Genomic DNA, 15,771 nt, shown 5'->3' on the forward strand with positions numbered 1-15,771 from the left:
GAGCGCGCCCGCCTGAAGAAGATCCTCAAGGAGGTGCTGCCGGAGTCGTCGGGTGTGATCGTGCGCACCGCGGCCGAGGGCGCCACCGAGGAGCAGCTCACCCGCGATGTGCAGCGTCTGACTTCGCAGTGGGAGCACATCAGCGCCCAGACGCAGGCGGGTCAGGCGCCGGCGCTGCTGCACTCCGAGCCTGACCTCCTCGTCAAGATCGTGCGTGACGTCTTCAATGAGGACTTCACGAAGATGCTCATCCAGGGTGACGAGGGCCAGCAGACCATCGAGAGCTACCTGCGTGCGGTGGCGCCCGACCTTCTCGAGCGCGTCGAGCGCTACGAGGGCGAGCGCGACCCGTTCGACACGTTCCGCGTGACCGAGCAGATCGAGAAGGCGCTCGAGCGAAAGGTGTGGCTTCCCTCGGGCGGTTCGCTCGTCATCGACCGCACCGAGGCCATGACGGTCGTCGACGTCAACACGGGCAAGTTCGTCGGCTCGGGCGGGAACCTCGAGGAGACCGTCACGAAGAACAATCTCGAGGCGGCCGAGGAGATCGTGCGTCAGCTGCGACTGCGCGACATCGGCGGCATCATCGTCGTCGACTTCATCGACATGGTGCTCGAGTCGAACCGCGATCTCGTGCTGCGGCGCCTCATCGAGTGCCTCTCGCGCGACCGGACGAAGCACCAGGTCGCCGAGGTCACGTCCCTCGGGCTCGTGCAGATGACCCGCAAGAAGCTGGGGCTCGGCCTGCTCGAGACCTTCAGCGAGGCGTGCGAGATCTGCGCCGGGCGCGGCGTCATCGTGCACCACGACCCGGTTGTGAAGCACCGCACGGCGGCGCCCGCCACGAACGGCGGCACGCGGCGCAATCGCGGCGGCCAGGGGCAGAACGGCGTGAACGCCGCGGCTGCTCCGCAGCAGCCGGCTCCGGCGGGTGGGGGCACCCACGTGATCACCGAGGGTGCGAAGTCGGCACTCGCGAAGATCGCGGCCTCAACCATCGCGCCCGTGCTGACCGATTCGGGTGTACCGCTGGAGATCGAGCTGCCGTCGGCGGATAGCGCTGAGCAGCCCGAGCGTCCCAAGCGTCGTCGCAAGCGCTCCGACGGGGGATCCTCGAAGAGCGAAGCGGACATCCTCCTCGACTCGGTGCTCAACGCGCTGCCTGAGCCGAAGGCCCCCGGTCAGGGTCGCGCGCGCCGCCGTGTGACGACGGCGACGCTCACGACGACGCCGGTCGTCGGCGAGCAGCCGCAGGGCTAAGCGCGGTCGCGCGCGCGTACGCGCAGACCGGACGCGATGAGCCGGCGCACGAGCGTGTGCCCGTCGACGGCGGTCGCGCCGGCGGCGACGAGACGCTCGTGGGCCTCGGCCGGAACGTCGTAGTGGTCGAGATCGAAGGCGCGGGCCGGAAGCTCGTTCGCGCGGGCGAACGTGTGCAACTCCTCGAGGCTGTGGTCGCTGACGAGATGCGACCAGAGGCGTCCGTGTGCGGGCCAGCGGGGGTCGTCGATCAGGATCACTCCGGAAGTCTACGAGCGGATGCCGCGACACGGCCCCGTCTCGCTTTGCCGGAGGGCGCGGCATCCGGTAAAGTATCCCTTTGGTGCGTCATGCGCTGCACCCCGGGAGCGGCGCGAGGACTCGATGTCCGGTGGCACCGTGACTTTCCCGCCCTTCACGGGCGATACGGATGGACAACACGGAGCAGTCAGCTCCCTGAAGAAACAGGTGTGAAGTGGTTTACGCAGTTGTGCGCGCCGGCGGCCGCCAGGAGAAGGTCCAGGTCGGCTCGATCGTCGTTCTCGACCGCCTTCAGGCGCAGGTCGGCGAGAAGGTCGAGCTCGCCGCGGTGCTCCTGGTCGACGGCGACGCCGTGACCACTGACGCCGACAAGCTCGCGAAGGTGTCGGTCACGGCCGAGGTGCTCGGCAACGAGCGCGGCCCGAAGATCGTGATCCAGAAGTTCAAGAACAAGACCGGCTACAAGAAGCGCCAGGGCCACCGTCAGGACCTCACGCGCGTCAAGGTCACCGGCATCAAGTAAGCAGCCAGGGGAGACGTTCAGATGGCACACAAAAAGGGCGCAAGCTCCACCCGCAACGGTCGTGACTCGAACGCGCAGCGCCTCGGCGTGAAGCGCTTCGGCGGCCAGGTCGTCAACGCCGGCGAGATCATCGTCCGCCAGCGCGGTACGCACTTCCACCCCGGCGTGAACGTCGGCCGTGGCGGCGACGACACGCTGTTCGCGCTGTCGGCCGGTGCCGTCGAGTTCGGCACCAAGGGCGGCCGCAAGGTCGTCAACATCGTCGCTTCCGCGGAGTGATCCGGGTCGACGCATAAGACTCGGCGAGGGGCGGGCTTCGGCTCGCCCCTCGCCTCATTTCCGGCCCATATCGAGAGGATGCCGCCATGGTCACGTTCGTGGACACCGTGACGCTCCATCTGCGCGCCGGCAAGGGCGGCAACGGCTGTGTGTCGGTACGTCGTGAGAAGTTCAAGCCGCTCGCCGGTCCCGACGGAGGCAACGGCGGCGACGGCGGTGACATCGTGCTCGTCGCCGACCCGCAGACCACGACCCTGCTGTCCTACCACCACTCACCGCACCGGTCCGCCGGCAACGGCGGGTTCGGGATGGGTGACAACCGTTCGGGCGCCGAGGGCGACGACGTCGAGCTGCCGGTTCCGGTGGGCACCGTCGTCACCACGGAGGACGGCGAGCTCATCGCCGATCTGATCGAGCCCGGCATGCGGCTGGTGGTCGCTCCCGGTGGCCGCGGCGGTCTCGGCAATGCGGCGCTCGCGAACCCGAAGCGCAAGGCCCCGGGCTTCGCGCTTCTCGGCACGCCCGGCTGGGAGGGCGATGTCCGGCTCGAGCTGAAGACCGTCGCCGACGTGGCGCTCGTGGGCTTCCCCTCGGCAGGGAAGTCGAGCCTGATCGCGGCGGTGTCGGCGGCTCGCCCGAAGATCGCCGACTATCCGTTCACGACTCTGCACCCCAATCTGGGCGTCGTGCAGGCGGGAGACATCCGCTACACGATCGCGGATGTCCCGGGGCTCATCGAGGGCGCCAGCGACGGCCGTGGACTCGGCCTCGAGTTCCTTCGCCACGTGGAGCGCTGCGCGGCGCTCGTGCACGTGCTCGACTGCGCCACGCTCGAGCCGGGGCGTGACCCGCTGAGCGATCTCGATGTCATCCTCGCCGAGCTGGGTGCCTATCCGGTGCCCGAAGGGCAGGTGCCGCTCCTGGAGCGACCTCAGCTCATCGCGCTCAACAAGGTGGACGTGCCCGAGGCGGAGGAACTCGCCGAGTTCGTCCGCGGTGACCTCGAGCAGCGCGGCTATCGGGTGTTCGAGATCTCCACGGTCAGCCGCGAGGGGCTGCGCGAGCTCACGTTCGCGATGGCGGAGATCGTCGCCGAGCAGCGGAAGGTCGCGTCATCCGCGCCCACGCCGGCCCGCGTGATCATCCGCCCGCAGGGTGCGGTGGCCGATTTCACCGTGCGCGTCGAGGGCGGCACCTACGGCGACATCTATCGCATCCTCGGCGAGAAGCCGGTGCGGTGGGTGCAGCAGACCGACTTCCAGAATGACGAGGCCGTCGGCTTCCTCGCCGACCGGCTGGCCAAGCTCGGCGTCGAGGACGAGCTGTTCCGCGTCGGTGCGACGCCCGGAGCCACCGTCGTCATCGGTCCGGGGGACGGCATCGTCTTCGACTGGCAGCCCGCCCTCACCTCGGCGGCCGAGCTCATGACCGCGCCGCGAGGCACAGACCCGCGCCTGGATGATCGCACGCGTCGCACGACGCGCGAGCGCCGTGAGCAGTATCACGAGCTGATGGATGCAAAGGCGGCCGCGCGCGCGGAGTCCGCGTACGAGTTCGACGAGGACGACGAGTGACCGTCACCTCACGCGCCGAGCTTCGCGGCGCGACTCGCGTGGTCGTGAAGGTCGGATCCTCCTCGATCAGCGGCGAGAACGTCCACAAGATCGAGCCGATCGTCGCCGCCCTGGCGGAAGCGTACGGGCGGGGCACCGAGGTGGTCCTGGTCTCCTCGGGGGCCATCGCCACCGGCATGCCGTATCTGCGTCTCGACGAGCGACCGACAGACCTTGCCACCCAGCAGGCGGCGGCGGCCGTCGGACAGAACGTGCTGATCTATCGCTACCAGGCGGCCCTTCGCCCGTTCGCCATCGTCGCAGGGCAGGTGCTGCTCACTGCCGGCGACTTGGAGAACGCGACCCATCGGTCGAACGCGCGGCGTGCGATGGAGCGCCTGCTGCGCCTGCGCATCCTTCCGATCGTGAACGAGAACGACACGGTCGCGACCCACGAGATCCGCTTCGGCGACAACGACCGGCTCGCAGCGCTCGTCGCGCGGCTCGTCGGCGCGGACGCGCTCGTGCTGTTGAGCGACATCGAGTGCCTGTACACCCGCCCGCCCGGTGAGCCCGGGGCGACGCCGATCGACACCGTCGCGTTCGGAGACGATCTCGCCGGCTACGAGTTCGGCTCGGTCGTCGTCAACAGCGTCGGCACCGGGGGAGCGGCGACCAAGGTCTCGGCCGCCACGCTCGCCGCGGCCGCGGGAGTGGGCGTACTCGTGACCAGCGCAGATCTCATCGGCGAGGCGCTCGGGGGTGAGCACGTCGGCACATGGTTCGTGCCGGATGACCAGGCGCCGCGGCATCCGCTCACGGGACCGGTGAGCACCGGCGCGGATACACTGGCGGGATGACCCTGGTGCGCACCACCGCTCGCGAGCGGATGGTTCTGGCTCGCGACGCATCGCGTCAGATCGGCCTGCTCGGTGACGACAAGAAGGCATCCTTACTGCGTGCGATCGCCGACGCGATCGAGGCGGATGCCGCGGCGATCGTCGCGGCCAACGCCGACGATCTCGCGCGGGGCGAGCGGGACGGGCTCGCGCCCGGTCTGCTCGACCGTCTGCGCCTCGATGAGGCCCGCGTGGGCGCCCTCGCCGGTGCCGTGCGCGATGCCGCGGCTCTCCCCGATCCGGTGGGACGCGTGCTCGATGAGCGCGTGATCGCGGGTGGGGTGACGCTCACCAAGGTGTCCGTCCCGCTGGGCGTGGTCGGCTCGATCTATGAGGCTCGTCCCAATGTGACCGTCGACATCGCGGCGCTCGCGCTGCGGTCGGGCAACGCCGTGGTGCTCCGAGGGGGCACGGCGGCCGCGGCGAGCAACGCAGAGCTGGTGCGCGTCATGCGGGAGGCTCTCGCCGCAGAGGGTGTCGACCCCGAGGCGATCCAGACTCTCGACGACGAAGGCCGCGACGGTGCCCGCGAGCTCATGCACGCTCGTGGTCTGATCGACGTGCTGGTCCCGCGGGGGAGTGCGCAGCTCATCGAGACCGTCGTGACAGAGTCCACGGTGCCGGTCATCGAGACGGGGGCAGGTGTCGTGCACATCTTCCTCGACGAGACGGCGCGCGCGGATTGGGCGGCGGATATCGCGGTCAACGCGAAGGCGCAGCGCCCGAGCGTCTGCAACTCGGTCGAGACGATCCTCGTGCACCGCGATGCGGCGGAGCGTCTGATCCCGGATGTGGCGGCCGCCCTCGCTGCGGCGGGTGTCACGATCCACGGCGACTCGACCGTCGGCGCCCTGGCACCCGGCGTCGTGCCCGCGACCGAGGCGGACTGGGCGACGGAATACCTGACCCTGGATGTGGCCATGAAGGTCGTCGACGACCTCGACGACGCGCTCGCGCACATCCGCACCTATTCGACCCACCACACGGAGTCGATCCTCACGGCCGACGAGGCCAATGCCGAACGGTTCCTCGCGGAGGTCGACTCGGCCGTCGTGATGGTGAATGCCTCGACCCGGTTCACCGACGGTGGCGAGTTCGGCTTCGGCGCCGAGGTGGGCATCTCCACACAGAAGCTGCACGCCCGCGGACCGATGGGCCTTCCCGAACTCACCAGCACGAAGTGGCTCGCCCGGGGCGCCGGGCAGGTGCGTGCCTGACGGCATAGACTGAGCGGGCGCGCGCGCCCCCATCCGAACGGAGTACCCATGACCTTCGCGACCATCCTCGTGTCCGCGGCCGAAGAGAGCCACGGCAACGTGATGCTCGAGACGATCGTGTTCCCGATCATCGCCATCTCGGTGTTCGCTCTCCTCGGGCTCGTCACGCTCTCGTACCGCCACACGGCGAACCGTCACGCGCACAAGGCGGAGGCCTATGCGAAGTCGCACGCCAAGGAGCTCGAGCAGGCGGGTCACGGCCACTAAGGCCCTGCATGACGGCTGCAGCACGGACGCCGCGCATCGGCGTCATGGGCGGCACGTTCGACCCGATCCATCACGGACACCTGGTCGCCGCGTCGGAGGTGGCGGCATCCTTCGATCTCGATGAGGTCGTGTTCGTTCCCACCGGCACGCCCTGGCAGAAGTCCCGGGTGACCGAGAGCGAGCACCGCTATCTGATGACGGTGATCGCGACGGCCGCGAACCCGCAGTTCCGTGTGAGCCGCGTCGATATCGATCGTGACGGTCCCACCTACACGGTCGACACGCTGCGGGACATCCAGTCGCACTACCCGGGTGCCGACCTCTTCTTCATCACGGGAGCTGACGCCATAGCGCAGATTCTCAGTTGGAAGGACAATGATGGGCTGTGGGATCTCGCCCACTTCGTCGCGGTGTCGCGCCCCGGTCACGTGCTCAGCGCCGACGGCCTGCCGCCCCGTGGCGTGAGTCTGCTCGAGGTTCCCGCCCTCGCGATCTCCTCCACGGACTGCCGGGCGCGCGTAGAACGCGGACAACCGGTGTGGTACCTCGTTCCCGACGGGGTCGTCCAGTACATTGCGAAACATCACCTCTATCGGAGCAAGGCATGAGTTCCCCTGATCAGTCCGGCACGCCGCCGCTGACGCGTCGTCAGCTGCGCGACCTGCGCAACACCGGTTCGACCCCGGTGGTCGACGAGGCGACCGCAGAGGCGGTCGAGACACCGGATGTCGCCACACCCGCTGCCGCCCCTGTCGCTGCTGTTCCTCTCGCCCGGCCGGCGGAGCCCGTCGACCTGCGCCCGGCGCCCGGTCCCGCCGCTTCCGTCGACCTCGGTGTGTCCCCGCTCACCCGCCGGCAGGCCCGCGAGCAGGAGCGGATCCGCACGGCGTCGATTCCGGTGGTCTCACCCGAGCCGGCATCGCCCGCCGTGGCGAGCGATGCATCCCCCGCTCCGGTGTTCGCCGCCGATGCGTCGGCGACGCCCGTCGAGGTCGCTGAAGAGTCCCTCTCGGCCGTGCTCGTCGAGGAGGTGCCCATCGCACCTCCGCGCGAGGAGTCACAGGTGACGGTGAATCCGTCGCTCGGCGAGGGGCTCTTCGACAAGCTGCGGTCCGCCTCCGTGCCGTCAGCGTCTTTCGATGATCTGCTGATCGCCGGCGGGGAGTCGAGTGGATCGACGTCGACATCCAATGCCCTCATCGTCAATCAGAACCCTCTCCTGACGGGCTCACTCGTCGCGCCCATCACGGGCACGGGTGAGGTGCTGATCACCGGCACGTTCGAGCTGCCCGAGGGATTCGGCTCACGTGGGCACGTTGAAGGCGCGGCCGATGGCCACGAGGTCGACGCTGTGCTCATCGACGGCGAGCTGCCGGCCGCGTCGTCGCCGACACCGATCTCCGCGAGTGCGGCCATCAGCACGGTGAAGAACGGTTCTGGCGAGATCATCCGTCCGCCAGCGCCCGAGAAGGGCAACCGTCTTCTGCTCGTGCTCTCGATCACGGCCGGTGCGCTGGCGCTGGCGCTCGTCGTCGCCCTCGTTGCCGCCTTCGCGACCGGGGCCCTCTCGTGACGGCGTCTGCGTCGACGATCGACGCCCTGCAGGTCGCCGCTGCCGCCGCCGACTCCAAGGGCGGAGAAGATCTGGTCGCGCTCGACGTGTCGGAGCCGCTGCCGCTTGTCGATGCCTTCCTGCTCGTCACGGGACGCAATGAGCGCAACGTGGCGGCGATCGCCGACGAGGTGGAGGAGCGACTGCTCGAAGCCGGCATCAAGCGCCTGCGGCGCGAGGGCCGCGAGGAATCCCGGTGGATCCTGCTCGACTTCGGAGACATCGTCGTGCACGTCTTCCACGAGGAGGAGCGCATGTTCTACGGCCTCGAACGTCTGTGGAAGGACTGCCCGGTGCTGTCGGTAGCGGTGCCCGCGGCATCCGCCGAATGAGCCGCCTCGATTCGGTGTCCTTGCCGTCGATGTAGTAAGCTCATCGAGTTGCCCCGCGAGGGGTGACACCCAGAAACGGGCCTGTGGCGCAGCTGGTAGCGCACCTGCATGGCATGCAGGGGGTCAGGGGTTCGAGTCCCCTCAGGTCCACCACACGCGAAGGGCTCACGACCATCGGGAGCCCTTCGTCGTTCCGTGGATCAGGCGGCCGACCAGCCGCCGTCGCTCGCGAGAACGACGCCGTTGACGTTCACACCGTCGTCGCTCAGCAGGAAGGTGATGGATGCCGCGAGCGCCTCGGCCTCCACGGCGCCCGGGATGAGCACCATCGCGGACTGCACACGTTCGGCGCCCAGAGGCGAGGCGAACGAGGCCTCGATGTTCGTGATCGTGGCGCCCGGTGCGACGGCGTTGACACGCAGGCCGCTCGGCCCGTACATGAACGCGCTCGACTTCGTGAGCCCCACCACTGCATGCTTCGAGGCGGTGTAGGCGGCGCCTGCGGCCGAGCCGCGGAGCGCGGCCTCGGAGGCGGTGTTCACGATCGCTCCGGATCCGCGCGCGACCATGCCGGGGATCACGGCACGCATCAGCTTCATCGTGCCCGTGACGTTGATCGCCATGACACGGTTCCACACCGCGTCGGTGAGCTCGCCCACGGGCGTCATGTCGTCCATGATGCCGGCGATGTTGGCGAGGCCATCGACCGTGTCGCCCGCGGCGGCCATGATCGCGTCGACGCCCGCATCGTCGGTGATGTCGGCGACGATGGTCGTGACTGCGACATCCGCATGTTCTCCGGCGAACTCCTCGAGACGCGGGGCGCTCACGTCGACGGCGATCACGTGGCCGCCCTCGCGCGCGATGCGCGAGGCGGTGGCGCGTCCGATGCCCGAGCCTGCACCGGTGACGATCACCGTCTTGCCGGCGAAGCGGCCCGCGTCGATCCGTTCGGTCCATGGTTCGACGGCGGGGACGGATGCCGCGGGCGGCGCGTCGGTGTCGATCGATGCGGGTGCGCCAGCGGGCACTTCTCCCGATGCTGCGCGCCGCACGAGGTCATCCAGCATCTCCTGCGTGAACATTCCGCGGCTGAGCGGGACCAGCCGTTTGATGGCGAGCCGACGGACGGGCTTGAACACGTCGGGAGTCTGCCCGTTCTGAGCGAGCATCTCGGTGAGGATCGCGTTGCCCGCCGGGTCGGCGAGCCAGTCGGCGATGGAGGAGTTTGCGGTGAGCGTCGAGCCGGACATGGGGTCCCCTTTCTACCGGACAACTGTGTCCGGTATTAGGTTATGCCCATGTCGTCCTCCGCGAAAGATGCTGCTCGTCCCAATCGGGGACGCGCGGCCGGCCCGGCGAATCGCGCGGCACTTCTGGCTGCCGCGCGCGAGGTCTTCGGGGAGCAGGGACTCTCCGCGCCGTTGTCGGCGGTGGCCCGCCGGGCAGGGGTCGGCCAAGGCAGCCTCTATCGGCACTTCCCGTCCCGTACGGCGCTCGCGGCTGCCGTGTTCGACGAGAACCTCGATGAGGTGGAGCAGTTCGTCGCGGCATCCGGCACCGGACTCACCGCCCTGTTCGACGTGGTCTGCGCTCAGGCCGTCGTCTCGACCGCGATGATCGACCTCGTCGAGGCGGACCGGCACGATCCCGACGTCGAGCGCCTCGGCGCGCGGTTCGCCGCGATCGTCGGACGCCTGGTGCGCACGGAGCGCGAGACGGGCGCACTCGCATCGCATGTCGACGTCGACGACGTGCTGCTGGCCGTCGGGATGATCGCGACGGTACTGGCCCGCTCCGACGAGGACGAACGCGCGGCACTCGCGACCCGCGGTCGGGCCATCTTCGCTCGGGCGTTCAGGCCCGCGGCGTCGTCAGACGCTCGATGAGCACCGGCGCCAGCGCACGGTCGGTGTCGAGCACGATGCGCGTCGTCACGCCCGGGTGGTCGATGTAGCCCGTACGCGGCGCCCGCAGGTCGGCGATCGTCTGACCGCGCCCGGGACCATCGCCGGCATCGACCACCAGAGGAACGGCGGGTGCCACGCTGGGCGTCACGAGACCGATGGCGATCGCCGCCGCGAGGGGGTCGTGCAGCGCGCAGCTGCGCGTGCCGTAGAGGCCGACGTAGAAGTCGAAGTACAGGTCGAGGATGTCGCCGATCGCCCGCGCGAGAGGCTGCCCCGAGGCCAACAGCGCCGCCCGATCGTCCTCATCGAGGCGGTGCTCGAGAGTCACGTCGAGCGGAACCAGGGTGAGCGGCCAGGATGCCTCGGCCACCTCGGCCGCGGCCTCGGCATCGTTGTAGATGTTCGCCTCCGCGACGGCGGTGATGTTTCCCGGAACGAGCGCCGCGCCCCCCATCGTGACGACGGAGGCGACGCGTTCGGGCAACGTCGGATCCGCACGCAGCGCCAGCGCGAGATTGGTGAGGGGACCCACCGTGACGACGACGAGCTCACCGGAGTGCGCATGAGACAGGTCGAGGAGGAGCTGCACGGCCGTGCGCGGGTCGGGCTCGATCGGGGACGTCGGCAGCACGACGTCTCCGACACCGTTGTGCCCGTGGATGTGAGGGACGCCGCCATCGTGCGCGTGGGAGAGATGGTCGTGGGCGCCCACGGCGACCGGCACGTCGTCGCGCGCCGCCAGAGCGAGCAGGTCGAGCGTGTTGCGGGCCGCCTGCGTCGAATCGACGTTGCCGCTGACCGTGCCGATGCCGACCAGCGCGATCTCCGGCGATGCCAGCAGCAACGCGAGCGCCACGCTGTCGTCGACGCCCGTATCGCAGTCGAAGTAGACCGGGCGGGGACGTGCAGACGACATGGTTCTCCGTTCGGACCACGCGCACGCGTAGCCTGGAGCGATGCTAGACGCCGCAGATGTCGCCCGGATCACACACCAGACGCGGTTGCTGGTGATCGGCAGCATCAACATCGACATCGTCGCCGATGTGGAACGTCTGCCTGCGGCGGGGGAGACGGTCGGAGGCGGACGCCTGCGTCGATCGCCGGGCGGAAAGGGAGCCAATCAGGCCGCGGCGGCCGCGCGCCTCGGAGCCGCCACCGTGATGATCGGTGCGGTGGGCGACGACGCCGACGGGCGCGAGATGCGCGAGGCGCTGCGACAGGCCGGGGTGGATGTGTCCGCCGTCGGCACGAGTGTCGAGCCGACCGGCACGGCGCTGATCGCCGTCGACGCTGCGGGTGAGAACCAGATCGTCGTGTGCGCCGGGGCGAACGAGACGCTGACCGTGACGGACGAGGCGGTGGTGGCGGCATCCGTGATTCTCACCCAGCTGGAAATCCCTCTCGCCGTGATCGACCGGCTCGCATCCGAGGCAACCGGCTACCTCGCGATCAACGCTGCTCCCGCGCGCGCACTGAGCGGAGCTGCGATCGCGCGTGCGGACCTGGTGATCGTCAACGACAGCGAGTACGCGGCACTGCCCGCTCTGGCCACCGCGCAGCGCGTCGTCGTGACGCACGGCGCCGGCGGTGCGTCATTGCTGGAGCGCGGAACCGAGATCGCGCGCGTGCCCGCCGAGCGCGTCACACCCGTCGACACCGTCGGCGCGGGAGACGCCTTCTGCGCCGCGGTGACGATCGCACTCGCGGGCGGACTCGACGCGCACGTGGCGCTGACGCTCGCGTGCGCTGTCGGCGCGGACGCCGTGCGCGTGCGCGGAGCTCGCCCCGAGTTCGCACGCCTGGAGTCCTACGCCGAGCGGGTGAGCGCCGCGCTGTAGTCCGCGTGCGCCGCCAGGAGCGCGCCGCGAATCTCGTCCGCCCGTGCGGTGAAGGCGCGCTGGGCGCTCACATACGCCGCCTTGCCCTCGGGAGTCTCGATGCGCACGGGCTCGTACCCCCAGTCGCCGAGGTCGTACGGCGAGGCGCGCATGTCGAGTTCGCGGATGTCGCGGGCGAGCTCGAACGCATCGAGCAGCACCTCACCGGGCACGAGCGGACCGAGCTTGATCGCCCACTTGTAGAGATCCATGTTGACGTGCAGGCATCCCGGCTGGTCGAAATCGCGCTGCAGCTCCCGTGTCGGCCGGTGAGCGTTGCGGGGCAGTGCCGCGGGTGTGAAGAAGCGCACCGCGTCGACGTGCGAGCACTGCAGAACGGAGGCCTCCACCACGGCGTCGGTGCCGGCGGACCCCAGCCGCAGCGGTACCTCATGACGCGTCTCGGGCGCTCGGTAGACCATCGCCCACTCGTGGAGGCCGAAGCAACCGTACATGCCGCGACGGGAATGCACGGCCGTGAGTAGATCACCGACTCGTGCGATCAGGTCACCGTGGGACTCGGCGAGAGCAGCGGCGTGCACAGCGCTGACCCCGTCGTCCGTGCGGTAGTGACGCCACTGCGCGCGAACGCCGTCGGGATCCGCGAGTGCGACGCCGATGCCGGGGTGCCAGCGGCGCAGCACCGCAGGCTTGTAGCCGTAGTAGGTGAAGAGGAAGTCCTCGACGGGATGCTTCTCGCCGCGCGCCTTGCGCGCGCGATGCGCGGACGTCAGAGCGTCGGCACGGGCGGCATGAGCCGACTCGAGCGCATGCCAGACGGGCGGAGCCAGTGGTGCGGCATCCGTCTGAAGGGTCACCGCACGAGGATACGTCAGGGACCGACCGGCAGGATGTTCGCGGGCGAGTCGTTGCGCACGTTGCCGACCTGCGACGCAACCGGCCAGTCGGCAAGCGACTCGGCCACGTCGGGCGCCGCATCGATGGCGGCGTCGAGCACGTCTCCGATGTTGTCGAGGTCGGTGTCGAGCCAGGCGTCGGCGAAGTCCGCATCGACGAACAGGGGCATCCGCTCGTGGATGGAGCCGAGCCGGCCGACCGCCGACCGGGTGAGGATCGTGAAGCTCAGCAGCCACAGCGCGGGATCGTCGTCGGCCTTCGACGGGTCCTTCCACCACTCGTAGAGTCCCGCGAAGAACAGAGGGGCGTCATCGGCGGGATGGATGTAGTGGGGCACCTTGCCATCGGGCGTCTGCTGCCACTCGAAGTACCCCGTCGCCGGCACGATGGCCCGACGCTTCACCAGCGCCGCTCGGAACATCGGCTTGTCCTCGACCTCTTCGCTGCGAGCGTTGAAGGCGCGCGTGCCGATGGACGGGTCCTTGGCCCACGCGGGAACGAGACCCCACCGCGCGGCTTCGACGCGGCGGGTCGGGGGATCGGTCTTCGCCGAGTCGAGCACGATCGCCGCCCTCATCGTCGGTGCGACGTTGTACGAGGGCTGGGGCAGATCGTCCGCGATCGTGTCGGCCCGCAGCACGCCGACGAGCTCGGATCCGACGTTCGCGACCACGAATCTTCCGCACATGGCCCTGAGCCTAGGCCCGGGGTACGACGTCAGCGTCCCGACACGAGTCCGACGCCGGCGAGCTTCTTCATGAGCGCTGCGCCGTCGTCTCCGGTGACCCACGGCACGGATGCCGCGGAGTGGTCGTCAACCGCCGTCCGACCGCCCGCGAGCACGGCTTCCGCCGGTGTGAGGCGTCGGATGGCGACACCGGCGACGTTGTCGGGATGTACGATCGTGAACGCCGTGTAGAGCGCGTCATCGTGCTGTCCGTCGTCGCCGACGAGCAGCCAGCGCACGTGTGGGAACTCGCGGGCGAGCCGTTCGAGGTTCTCCTGCTTGTGGAGTCGACCGCTGCGGAACAGACGGTCGTGGGTGGGTCCCCAGTCGGTGAGCAGCATGGCGCCTGCGGGGAACAGATGACGCCGCAGGAACCGGCGAAGAGTGGGGGCGACATTCCACGCGCCCGTCGAGAGGTAGATGACCGGAGCGCCGGGGTGCTGGGTCGCAAGTCGTTCGAGCAGCACCGCCATGCCCGGCACGGGTTGGCGGGCGTGCTCGTTCACGACGAACGAGTTCCATGCGGCGAGCAGCGGGCGGGGGAGCGCGGTGACCATCACCGTGTCGTCGACGTCCGAGACCACGCCGAAGGTGACCTCCGCTCCGACGATGAAGGTGCGCATCGTGATCGGCTCGCCGCCTTCGACCGAGACGGAGAACTCCTGCCACCCGGGTTCGAGCCGGGCCGGAACCACGACGTCGACCACGCCGCCTGCGTCGGCGGTCACCTCATGCGCCGCCCCGTCGATGAGCACCTCGACCCGGGCATGGGCGATGGGCACCGCAGCGAAGCTGCGCCACCCGCGCACGCCGGTGTACGACGCCCGCGACGCACGAGATGCCGGCGGCACGATCATGACGCGGCCGAGCACACGTACCCAGTCCGCGCCCCCGTAGCCCGGGAACGCGGCGACGACAGGCGTCAGGCCGCGGCGGCGGGCGCGGCGCTCACGCCAGGCGTGGAATCGACGCTCCAGTCGGGCGAGCCAGAGCACCTTCGCGGGCCGGGGGGAATCGGTCGAGCGGGAGGGCACCCGTTCAGTCTGTCACGTCGGATGCCGCGCCCGTGGGCTCCCCGTCCGTCGCGAGGTGCTTGCGCTCGGCCCGTTCGATGACCTTCTTGACGACATACACGAGCACGACGTACACGACGATGATGCCGACGAACACGTAGCCAGCGAAATGGATCTCGCCCGAGAGATCGCGGTACGTGCCCGACGCGAGGGCGGAGACTGTCACGTAGAGCGCCGCCCAGATGACGCACGCCGGCGTCGTCCATGCCAGGAAGCGCCGATACGAATACCCCGACATGCCGACGGTGAGCGGCACGAGCGAGTGCAGCACCGGCAAGAACCGCGACAGGAAGATGGCGATGCCGCCGCGGCGCTGCAGATAGTTCTCCGCCCGCAGCCAGTTGTGCTCGCCGATGCGACGGCCGAGGCGCGACATCCGGATCTTCGGCCCCAGGAACTTGCCGAGCGCATACCCGATCGACTCGCCGATGAGCGCCCCCACGACGGCGGCGGTCGCGATCGCGACGCCCTGCAGCGGGGTGGTGACGGCGGTCGCGGCGACGATCACGACGGTGTCGCCGGGAACGATGAGGCCGATGAGGATGCTGGTCTCGCACATCATCGCGAAGCCCACGATGAGCACGCGCACGAGCGGATCCACCGACTGCACGGCGTCGAGCAGCCACGTCAGAACCTGATCCACGATGCGAGCGTAGGGGCGGATGCCGCATCTAACCTGAGTGGATGGGCGTCGTGTCGCAACCGGATGCCGCGGCTCCGACGGCCGCGCGCCTGTTCGCTGCGCTGCGACACGAGCCGCACCTGTTCTGGATCGACGCCGGCACCGGACCGGACGGCGTCGACTGGGTCGGGATCGGCTCGCCGGTCTCGCCGGAGGAACCCCGACAGGTCGTGGTCGGCGGGCGCTCCGCCGGCGAGGCGTCCCCCGACTGGGTCGGCTGGTGGGGGTACGACGACGCCGCACGGCGAGCGGGGGCCGACGTGCCCGCCGGCGGCCTGCCCGACGGGTGGCTGCGCGTCGAGACGGTCGCGCGCATCGACCGCCGCACCGGCTCCGTAGCGCTCACGGGACCGGCCGCCGATCGCCTGCGGGTGCCCCTCGCGAACGCCCACCCTCCCGTCGCCCCGCCGCTCGGGCCGGCACACTCGCGCGACAGCCCCG

The 15,771-nt window shown here is 69.7% G+C and carries 19 protein-coding genes, 1 tRNA gene and 1 pseudogene; 14 read left to right on the forward strand and 7 right to left on the reverse strand.

Translation table 11 applies throughout. The features are described from left to right. A partial coding sequence (locus ASG00_RS17860; RefSeq protein ID WP_235559464.1) for an Rne/Rng family ribonuclease occupies positions 1-1,260 on the forward strand: 1,260 nt, incomplete at its 5' end. Here ASG00_RS17860 and ASG00_RS08855 read toward each other — a convergent pair. Continuing rightward, the gene (locus ASG00_RS08855) at positions 1,257-1,520 is read right to left on the reverse strand and encodes a DUF4031 domain-containing protein (protein ID WP_056208708.1); all 264 of its coding nucleotides are present in this window, start codon (positions 1,518-1,520) and stop codon (positions 1,257-1,259) included. The two genes, ASG00_RS17860 and ASG00_RS08855, sit on opposite strands and share 4 nt — an antisense overlap. Before the next feature lie 215 nt (positions 1,521-1,735). Between ASG00_RS08855 and rplU the strand changes: the two genes are divergently transcribed. The 10 genes from rplU (at position 1,736) to ASG00_RS08905 (ending at position 8,356) form a co-directional block, all read left to right on the forward strand. Next, the gene (gene rplU / locus ASG00_RS08860; protein ID WP_045248360.1) at positions 1,736-2,044 is read left to right on the forward strand and encodes a 50S ribosomal protein L21; all 309 of its coding nucleotides are present in this window, start codon (positions 1,736-1,738) and stop codon (positions 2,042-2,044) included. Positions 2,045-2,065: 21 nt separating this feature from the next. Next, positions 2,066-2,323 carry a 50S ribosomal protein L27 gene (gene rpmA, locus ASG00_RS08865; protein WP_045248359.1) on the forward strand — a complete coding sequence of 86 codons (258 nt, stop codon included), beginning with the start codon at positions 2,066-2,068 and terminating at the stop codon, positions 2,321-2,323. Positions 2,324-2,409: 86 nt separating this feature from the next. Then, positions 2,410-3,897 carry a GTPase ObgE gene (obgE, locus tag ASG00_RS08870; RefSeq protein ID WP_056208710.1) on the forward strand — a complete coding sequence of 496 codons (1,488 nt, stop codon included), beginning with the start codon at positions 2,410-2,412 and terminating at the stop codon, positions 3,895-3,897. Continuing rightward, positions 3,894-4,736 (forward strand): glutamate 5-kinase, encoded by an 843-nt coding sequence (proB, locus tag ASG00_RS08875; protein ID WP_056208713.1) that lies wholly within the window; start codon positions 3,894-3,896, stop codon positions 4,734-4,736. Before obgE ends, proB begins: the two co-directional genes overlap by 4 nt. Beyond that, positions 4,733-5,992, forward strand: coding sequence for a glutamate-5-semialdehyde dehydrogenase (locus ASG00_RS08880; RefSeq protein WP_056208716.1), 1,260 nt, complete (start codon positions 4,733-4,735; stop codon positions 5,990-5,992). Before proB ends, ASG00_RS08880 begins: the two co-directional genes overlap by 4 nt. A gap of 48 nt (positions 5,993-6,040) precedes the next feature. Next, complete coding sequence (locus ASG00_RS08885; protein ID WP_045248355.1) at positions 6,041-6,259, forward strand: hypothetical protein; 219 nt, start codon at positions 6,041-6,043, stop codon at positions 6,257-6,259. 8 nt (positions 6,260-6,267) lie between these two features. Further along, complete coding sequence (gene nadD / locus ASG00_RS08890) at positions 6,268-6,867, forward strand: nicotinate-nucleotide adenylyltransferase (RefSeq protein WP_045248354.1); 600 nt, start codon at positions 6,268-6,270, stop codon at positions 6,865-6,867. After that, the gene (locus ASG00_RS08895) at positions 6,864-7,832 is read left to right on the forward strand and encodes a hypothetical protein (protein WP_056208718.1); all 969 of its coding nucleotides are present in this window, start codon (positions 6,864-6,866) and stop codon (positions 7,830-7,832) included. Before nadD ends, ASG00_RS08895 begins: the two co-directional genes overlap by 4 nt. Beyond that, positions 7,829-8,203, forward strand: coding sequence for a ribosome silencing factor (gene rsfS / locus ASG00_RS08900; protein WP_045248352.1), 375 nt, complete (start codon positions 7,829-7,831; stop codon positions 8,201-8,203). The genes ASG00_RS08895 and rsfS overlap by 4 nt, the downstream gene beginning before the upstream one ends. A 77-nt stretch (positions 8,204-8,280) precedes the next feature. Beyond that, positions 8,281-8,356 (forward strand) — tRNA-Ala (locus tag ASG00_RS08905). 47 nt (positions 8,357-8,403) lie between these two features. Here the strand turns inward: ASG00_RS08905 and ASG00_RS08910 are convergent. Further along, the gene (locus tag ASG00_RS08910) at positions 8,404-9,456 is read right to left on the reverse strand and encodes an SDR family NAD(P)-dependent oxidoreductase (protein WP_056208721.1); all 1,053 of its coding nucleotides are present in this window, start codon (positions 9,454-9,456) and stop codon (positions 8,404-8,406) included. A gap of 48 nt (positions 9,457-9,504) precedes the next feature. Here ASG00_RS08910 and ASG00_RS08915 point away from each other — a divergent pair, with 48 nt between their 5' ends. Next, positions 9,505-10,092 (forward strand): TetR/AcrR family transcriptional regulator, encoded by a 588-nt coding sequence (locus tag ASG00_RS08915; protein WP_082483175.1) that lies wholly within the window; start codon positions 9,505-9,507, stop codon positions 10,090-10,092. Here ASG00_RS08915 and ASG00_RS08920 read toward each other — a convergent pair. Continuing rightward, positions 10,061-11,029: a nucleoside hydrolase gene (locus ASG00_RS08920; protein ID WP_056208726.1), complete on the reverse strand. Its 969-nt coding sequence runs from the start codon at positions 11,027-11,029 to the stop codon at positions 10,061-10,063. The genes ASG00_RS08915 and ASG00_RS08920 overlap by 32 nt on opposite strands. 40 nt (positions 11,030-11,069) lie before the next feature. On the opposite strand from ASG00_RS08920, the gene ASG00_RS08925 reads away from it, so the two are divergent. Next, a complete protein-coding gene (locus ASG00_RS08925; protein ID WP_056208731.1) occupies positions 11,070-11,951 on the forward strand; it encodes a ribokinase in 882 nt (293 codons plus the stop codon). Here ASG00_RS08925 and ASG00_RS08930 read toward each other — a convergent pair. The 4 genes from ASG00_RS08930 to ASG00_RS08945 are packed head-to-tail and all read right to left on the reverse strand — an operon-like array spanning position 11,921 to position 15,291. Then, complete coding sequence (locus ASG00_RS08930) at positions 11,921-12,808, reverse strand: hypothetical protein (RefSeq protein ID WP_056208734.1); 888 nt, start codon at positions 12,806-12,808, stop codon at positions 11,921-11,923. The genes ASG00_RS08925 and ASG00_RS08930 overlap by 31 nt on opposite strands. 14 nt (positions 12,809-12,822) lie before the next feature. Continuing rightward, complete coding sequence (locus ASG00_RS08935; protein ID WP_056208736.1) at positions 12,823-13,536, reverse strand: SOS response-associated peptidase; 714 nt, start codon at positions 13,534-13,536, stop codon at positions 12,823-12,825. Between the two features lie 29 nt (positions 13,537-13,565). Next, positions 13,566-14,609, reverse strand: a complete 1,044-nt coding sequence (locus ASG00_RS08940; protein WP_056208739.1) for an App1 family protein — start codon at positions 14,607-14,609, stop codon at positions 13,566-13,568. 4 nt (positions 14,610-14,613) lie between these two features. Continuing rightward, positions 14,614-15,291, reverse strand: a complete 678-nt coding sequence (locus ASG00_RS08945; RefSeq protein WP_056208742.1) for a DedA family protein — start codon at positions 15,289-15,291, stop codon at positions 14,614-14,616. Positions 15,292-15,332: 41 nt separating this feature from the next. Here ASG00_RS08945 and ASG00_RS17865 point away from each other — a divergent pair. Next, positions 15,333-15,771, forward strand: a pseudogene (locus ASG00_RS17865) (hypothetical protein); the annotation flags it as partial.

It is taken from the genome of Microbacterium sp. Leaf351, assembly GCF_001423825.1.
GTDB classification, from domain to species: domain Bacteria; phylum Actinomycetota; class Actinomycetes; order Actinomycetales; family Microbacteriaceae; genus Microbacterium; species Microbacterium ginsengisoli.

Bases quoted from the DNA above. Each gene is read 5' to 3' on its own strand.
- rpmA (WP_045248359.1), top strand. From the start codon at position 2,066: ATGGCACACAAAAAGGGCGCAAGCTCCACCCGCAACGGTCGTGACTCG.
- obgE (WP_056208710.1), top strand. From the start codon at position 2,410: ATGGTCACGTTCGTGGACACCGTGACGCTCCATCTGCGCGCCGGCAAG.
- ASG00_RS08880 (WP_056208716.1), top strand. From the start codon at position 4,733: ATGACCCTGGTGCGCACCACCGCTCGCGAGCGGATGGTTCTGGCTCGC.
- ASG00_RS08885 (WP_045248355.1), top strand. From the start codon at position 6,041: ATGACCTTCGCGACCATCCTCGTGTCCGCGGCCGAAGAGAGCCACGGC.
- nadD (WP_045248354.1), top strand. From the start codon at position 6,268: ATGACGGCTGCAGCACGGACGCCGCGCATCGGCGTCATGGGCGGCACG.
- ASG00_RS08895 (WP_056208718.1), top strand. From the start codon at position 6,864: ATGAGTTCCCCTGATCAGTCCGGCACGCCGCCGCTGACGCGTCGTCAG.
- ASG00_RS08910 (WP_056208721.1), bottom strand. From the start codon at position 9,456: ATGTCCGGCTCGACGCTCACCGCAAACTCCTCCATCGCCGACTGGCTC.
- ASG00_RS08915 (WP_082483175.1), top strand. From the start codon at position 9,505: ATGTCGTCCTCCGCGAAAGATGCTGCTCGTCCCAATCGGGGACGCGCG.
- ASG00_RS08920 (WP_056208726.1), bottom strand. From the start codon at position 11,029: ATGTCGTCTGCACGTCCCCGCCCGGTCTACTTCGACTGCGATACGGGC.
- ASG00_RS08925 (WP_056208731.1), top strand. From the start codon at position 11,070: ATGCTAGACGCCGCAGATGTCGCCCGGATCACACACCAGACGCGGTTG.
- ASG00_RS08935 (WP_056208736.1), bottom strand. From the start codon at position 13,536: ATGTGCGGAAGATTCGTGGTCGCGAACGTCGGATCCGAGCTCGTCGGC.